General features: G+C 43.9%; 8 protein-coding genes and 1 pseudogene. 1 reads left to right on the top strand and 8 read right to left on the bottom strand.

Annotated features, from left to right (window positions below; translation table 11 throughout):
* From PHP87_RS10275 to PHP87_RS10310, 8 genes and pseudogenes are all read right to left on the bottom strand, one after another.
* Window positions 1-175, bottom strand: a pseudogene (locus PHP87_RS10275) (3-methyl-2-oxobutanoate dehydrogenase subunit beta); the annotation flags it as partial.
* A gap of 4 nt (window positions 176-179) precedes the next feature.
* Window positions 180-395, bottom strand: coding sequence for a 4Fe-4S binding protein (locus tag PHP87_RS10280; protein ID WP_299921038.1), 216 nt, complete (start codon window positions 393-395; stop codon window positions 180-182).
* Between the two features lie 15 nt (window positions 396-410).
* The gene (locus PHP87_RS10285) at window positions 411-1082 is read right to left on the bottom strand and encodes a hypothetical protein (protein ID WP_299921040.1); all 672 of its coding nucleotides are present in this window, start codon (window positions 1080-1082) and stop codon (window positions 411-413) included.
* Between the two features lie 414 nt (window positions 1083-1496).
* Entirely contained in the window at window positions 1497-2339 is an 843-nt protein-coding gene (locus PHP87_RS10290) for an HDOD domain-containing protein (protein WP_299921042.1), read from the bottom strand.
* 17 nt (window positions 2340-2356) lie between these two features.
* Window positions 2357-2791, bottom strand: coding sequence for a hypothetical protein (locus tag PHP87_RS10295; protein WP_299921044.1), 435 nt, complete (start codon window positions 2789-2791; stop codon window positions 2357-2359).
* Window positions 2792-2919: 128 nt separating this feature from the next.
* Window positions 2920-3831 carry a nicotinate-nucleotide--dimethylbenzimidazole phosphoribosyltransferase gene (locus PHP87_RS10300; RefSeq protein ID WP_299921046.1) on the bottom strand — a complete coding sequence of 304 codons (912 nt, stop codon included), beginning with the start codon at window positions 3829-3831 and terminating at the stop codon, window positions 2920-2922.
* 3 nt (window positions 3832-3834) lie between these two features.
* Complete coding sequence (locus tag PHP87_RS10305; RefSeq protein ID WP_299921048.1) at window positions 3835-4554, bottom strand: pseudouridine synthase; 720 nt, start codon at window positions 4552-4554, stop codon at window positions 3835-3837.
* A gap of 236 nt (window positions 4555-4790) precedes the next feature.
* A complete protein-coding gene (locus PHP87_RS10310) occupies window positions 4791-4922 on the bottom strand; it encodes a hypothetical protein (protein ID WP_299921050.1) in 132 nt (43 codons plus the stop codon).
* A 331-nt stretch (window positions 4923-5253) separates the two neighbouring features.
* Here PHP87_RS10310 and folE point away from each other — a divergent pair.
* Window positions 5254-5804 (top strand): GTP cyclohydrolase I FolE (gene folE / locus PHP87_RS10315; protein WP_299921052.1); only part of this gene is annotated, 551 nt, incomplete at its 3' end.

A 5804-nucleotide genomic window follows, 5' to 3' on the forward strand; every position in this document is an offset into this window, starting at 1 on the left:
CCGCCAGTTCACTCTCAGCCTGAATAAAAGCTCCTCCAATTTTAGGCAGTTTCCTGGCCATATACTCCGCAATTTCACTGGAGGGGGTGATGGGATAACCAAAAAATCCACGGCAACCGGCAATTAAGGCACCTTCGGCCAGTGCCTCATTTCCTTTCATCAATACCTTTTTCATACCATCACTCCCTTTCTACCTGAATGACGAGATCCGGGCACATTAAGCCGCAAACCCCACAACCGGTGCATTCATCAGGCTGCAAAAGCATTATCGGGTGAAAACCCAAAACATTGATGGTATGATCGTCAAAAACCAGTATATTTTTCGGACAAAACTCTACACAAAGTCCACAGGCTTTACAACGATCAGCAAAAAAAATAACCCTGCCCCTGGCCATACTACATTCCTCCCCCTATATGTCCTGCAACCAGGTAGGCCGCAAATGCAATGTCAGTTTTTTAAGAATACTGCCGTAACGGGGAAGAAGTTGACCCCAGAATCTTTCCTCAACGCATAGGAATTTTACCGGTAGTTGCAGAAAAGCCGCAAATTCCTGCACCTGCCTGTGCCCCTCAATAATCGTTTTCAGGTTAGTCTCTTCTACTAGATTGGGATTACTAATTATTCCGGTGATCCTTACCCGGGCAGCAAGCTCAATCAGCTGTTTCACTTTGCTTACTCCGGCCAACTCAGAGGAAAAAGGACGGTAGGGGTTTAAGACCAAAAAAACTTCCATCTCCTCCCGCCTTTTTAAAAAGCGACTCAGGTATCCCATAACCAAAGAGCCGACTTCATCCCCTCCAAGATCAATAAACAAGTGGTTTTCCTGTTGAATAAGGGCAATGATCTCTGCGGGAATACTGGGCACATCCCCGAAGGACAAGTCTCCACCTGGACCAAAAAGTTTAACTCCCGCTCTTTCTAAAACTTGTCCAACTTCCCTGGAGGCAAAAAACGGATTCACCATGTCCAGGTCAGCCAGTACTACCTCCGCAGCTATTTTTGCTTCCTCTATAGCAAAATTAATCGCTACTTCACTTTTACCGCTGCCGAACCCACCTGCGAATACAGCAATTTTTCCCAAGTATTTTCCCCTTAAACCGAATTCTTATTGGGTAATAATAATACAGGATGCCCGTAAAATCAAGCATAAAGTGTTATTTCCAGGTTTTTGTTGTTATTTTTTAATTATGATGTCACTGCAAAAAGTTATATTTATGCATTAGCATGCATAAATATACCCTCAGCTACATTAAAAGCGACCGAAGGGTGTGTAGGGAACGACCCCCGTGTCGTTCCGAATCATGCTTCGCCATCGCTTTGTATATTTATGCAACCCTTATGCAACAAGAGGGGTTTTTGCAGTAGAGTCAATTATAAATGATTATTTTAGGAATAGTTTTTAGAATTGAAAAGGCGATGTAGTAAAGCAAGCAGATAATAATGGGGCGGGTAATATATAGGCCAGCCACAGTAATAGCTCGATTTCCTGGCATCATTAAAAACTCTGCTGATCGGCGAAGACATCCACCAGCTCAGATATGGTTTTTTCCACCTCGATTTCATCAAAGTCCAGGAGTTTTAATGCTTCATCCGATAGAGGGTAGAGCATCCCATCAATTCCGATTCCTATGCCCATACTGACGCAGATGGCATCAGCCAGGTGAACAATAGAAGTAAGCCGCTGGTTTAATAACGCATCCTGGGGGCTATGATGCAAAGCAATGCTTTCCACTAACTCCGGGGGAAGATTCCATTTTTCAGCAACACGGGCTCCAACCTGGGCATGATTAAATCCAAAAACCTCATTTTCCGCTTCCATAAAGGAGATATTGTTTTCGTCCACCCGGGCCACCACCTCATGATAAGCTTCTTTCATGTGATCATTTAGGATTACCTTGCCAATATCATGCAAAAGAGCTGCCGTATAGGCCAGGTCAAGACTACCAAACTTGCATTTTCGGGCTATCATGCGGGCAGCAATGGCTGAGCACTGCGAATGCCGCCACAACTCACCATGCTCCAGCGCATAACCCTCCATTTCCCGGTCAAGAATATTGCTTACGGAAACTGCCAAAACTATACTGCGGATGGTCTTAAAACCCAGAAATACAATTGCATCAGTAACCGTGGAAATCCGGCGGGGAAAGCCAAAAAAAGCGGAATTCGCCAACCTTAAGACCCGTGCCGTCATGGTCTGATCCTGATTTAATACATTGCTTATATCCTGAACACTTGAATCGGGATCCTCAGAAAGCTGCATGATTTTGACTACTATATGCGGCAAGGCCGGTAGTTCATTAACGGCTTCCACTATCGAATCCAAAGTAATCTTAGTCATCTGTCAGCCTCCCTCATTTACTTCCAGTTGTCCAATTTTTTCTCAATATAATCGCGGTATTCCGCAAGTTCCTCAGAAATCCTCAAGAGTAACCTCTCTATTTCAGGTCGGGACAGGGTTATTTCCTCGGGTTCAATCAATTCAACTGTCCTAAACTCTTCTTTCATGGTAAACCTGATGGCATCTTCCATCGAAGCGGCTGTAAAGGTAATCAATACCGGAGCAAAACAGATTTGCTTACCGCTTATCTCGTCATATATAGAGTATAGATCCTGGCTCATGTCAATGTCATCTATATGGACGCCCTGTACAGGAATATTGCGAATAAGTGAGGCTTTATGCTGCCGCAATTCTTCCGCCAGTTGCTCCGGGTTCTTTCCTCCCCATAACAGGCGTCCGGATTTGCTTTTCCCCATAAAATCAAAACGCACTCGCATTTGAATTCTGGTCAAATTTTGCTCCCCCAATCATAATTACATCTGCAGGAAAAATATTTTCTTATTACACCCCATGCCCGGCGATAACAACCATCGGTGAAAAGTGGATTAGACGGCGGTGCTTGAACGGTGAGATGCCATTACTAATTCTGGTTACCTGCAAAAAAGAAGACTTCTGCCAAAAACAAGGCAATAGCAGCCGCCAATCCTTCCCCATAATTTATAGCCCAATCAAATACCGGCTCCAAAGCCAATTGTTTAAGAACTGGCCAGTGACCTGGTTCACCAGTAGTACTGGGAGCAATCAAGTGGGAAGATACCCGAGCATCTATCCGGCTAGCCAGCAGAGCAGTCACCGCCGTAACATAACCGTCCAACATTATGATTTTCCCTTTGTTCACCGAAGCTAAAATAAAACCAGTTAGAGCTGCCAATTCCAAGCCGCCAAAACGAGCCAGCAAGTCAATAAGATCATCGGGGTCAGGAGAACGTAATTTTAGCGCTTTAGAAAGAATATCGATTTTTCTATTGATTACTTTATTACTGGCAGAACCACTACCAACTAAATATTCCGGCTCCAGGCCCGTAATTACAGCCGCTAATCCAGCGGCACAGAGGGTATTGCCTATGCCAATTTCACCTATTCCTATTATATCAAATTTTTCCGCCTCAACATCGTCCCAGACGCAAAGTCCTACTTCAATGCTTTTTTCGACCTGAGCTTTTTCCAAAGCATCATTATAGAGAAAATTCTTGCTGCCCCGGACTATATTTCTTTGTATTATTCTCTCGTCATTTACCCGCTGGTATAAACCCACATCCACTATTATTTCTTGGTGACCTGAGCGATTTAGCAAGGCAGCAGTGGGGCTTTCGCCTTTCAGATGACTTATAACAATATCCCTGGAGCTGAGCGGAGGATAGGAACTGAAATTCTCCAGGCTAATGCCATTATCTCCAGCAAAAATCAATACAGCATATTTGTTAATCCCTTGCGGCAGTTGCTGGATTTTATTATTTAGAACAGCAAACTTTCCTAAGTGGCATGAATTCATAGCTTATTTCCCTGACTGTCTGGCTAGCATTATTAGTCCCTCCACTTCCGCGGAAGTTAGAAAACGAAACTGACCTCGGGCTACTCCTTCCAGAGTTAAAAAAGCCAGGGCGGTTCTTTTTAGACTTATTACCCGATGCCCAACTGCCAGGCACATTCTTTTAATTTGCCTCTTTTTACCTTCATGGATTTCTAATTCCAGCAAGCTTTGTCCTTTCTCGCTGCTCAGCAACTTTGCCCGGGAAGGAGCGGTAATGCCATCCTCCAAAGCTACCCCTTTCTCTAGTTTCCTGATAGTGTCGGGGTTAAGCAATCCCTGAACCCAAGCTTCATATTTTTTGGGAATTAAATAGCGGGGATGGGTCATCAGGTTGCTAAATTCGCCATCATTGCTTAGCAGTAATAGGCCTTCGGTATCAAAGTCCAACCTGCCCACGGGAAATACCCTGGTATTTATACCGTTTAGTAAATCTATGACCCGCGGCCTTCCCTGCGGATCAAAAAGAGTACATATATAGCCTCTGGGCTTGTTCAGTAAAAGGTAGACCCTATCCGCTGATTCAACAATTTTCCCCTCATATTCAACCCGGTCCCCAGGGTTTAAAGTAAAAGCCAGTTCGTAAATGGTTTGACCGTTTACCTTAACCTTGCCCTGGGCGATTAATTTTTCCGCCTGCCTTCGGGATGAAATCCCAGAATCAGCCAGGTATTTTGCCAGTCTCAATCTATCCTTCTCCTAGAATAATCATATTTAGCTCAACATTTCTACGTGCTCCAGACTTTATACTTTCATTTATCCCGATAATTACTAATCTGTCAAGAGTATGGTGTTCTTGACAGATTAGTAATTATACAAACTGCTCATCATTTTGCCGGACACACTACAGCTTTCTTTCTATCAGAAGTCCAGGGTATGCAGGATAAAAGCGTCCCTGATGGGACGCTTTTATCACATTAAACCTACTGTTTTTCCTGCTTTTTCTTTTTTCGTACCGGTGCGCCAATCATTTCATCCTTTTGCGCCTGAAAACGCTGGATTCCATCCGGATAAATGCTATCGTCTTTCTTGTTCTCCTTCTTGTTCTTGGCCACAATTTTGCCTCCTTTAGCTTGCTAATTATTTTGCACCTTGCTTTAGTTTTTCCCGCCAAAAAGGATTTAACAAAAAAAGAATTGGAAACGGCCTTTTATAAAAATATATCATAGAGACGGTCCTTCTGATATATTACAAGGAATTTTAAGAAAATATACTTTTGATGCGTCTATAATAACCTTCTGTAATACGGCTATTTTCATCAGTAGTTGTGGCCACCAGCCATGGGGGGTTTAATACGGTTAAAAATATTAGCAATTATCTGTTATTATATTTAATAGGATAGCAGACATTACAATGTTTTTTCAGACAACTTGGAGGATGAGCAAGATGCAAAAAAAAGCCATAGATCAAGCCAAAATTGAACAAGCTGTTCGCATGATACTGGAAGCGATTGGGGAAGATACTGAGCGGGAAGGTTTGTTGAACACACCGCAAAGGGTGGCCCGCATGTATAACGAGATATTTGCCGGCCTGAATGCTAACCCCAAGGAATTTCTGCAGGTTTCCTTTACTGAATTTCATGACGAACTGGTACTGGTAAAGGATATTCCCTTGTATTCCATGTGCGAGCACCACCTGCTTCCTTTTTATGGCAAAGCCCATGTAGCTTACATCCCCCGCGGCGGTAAAGTGGTGGGGATAAGCAAGTTGGCCAGGGTGGCAGAAGCCTATGCCCTGCGTCCTCAGTTACAAGAAAGACTCACTTCCCAGATAGCAGACTGTATAAACGAAACCCTGAAGCCTTTTGGGGTGGCGGTAGTAATCGAAGCGGAACACATGTGCATGACCATGAGAGGGGTACGCAAGCCAGGGGCCTTAACTGTAAGCTCTGCAGTTCGTGGCATTTTTGAGACCAGGCCTGAAACCCGCGCCGAAGT

Origin of the sequence: Syntrophomonas sp., assembly GCF_028707975.1 — a bacterium.
Taxonomy (GTDB): Bacteria; Bacillota; Syntrophomonadia; order Syntrophomonadales; family Syntrophomonadaceae; genus Syntrophomonas.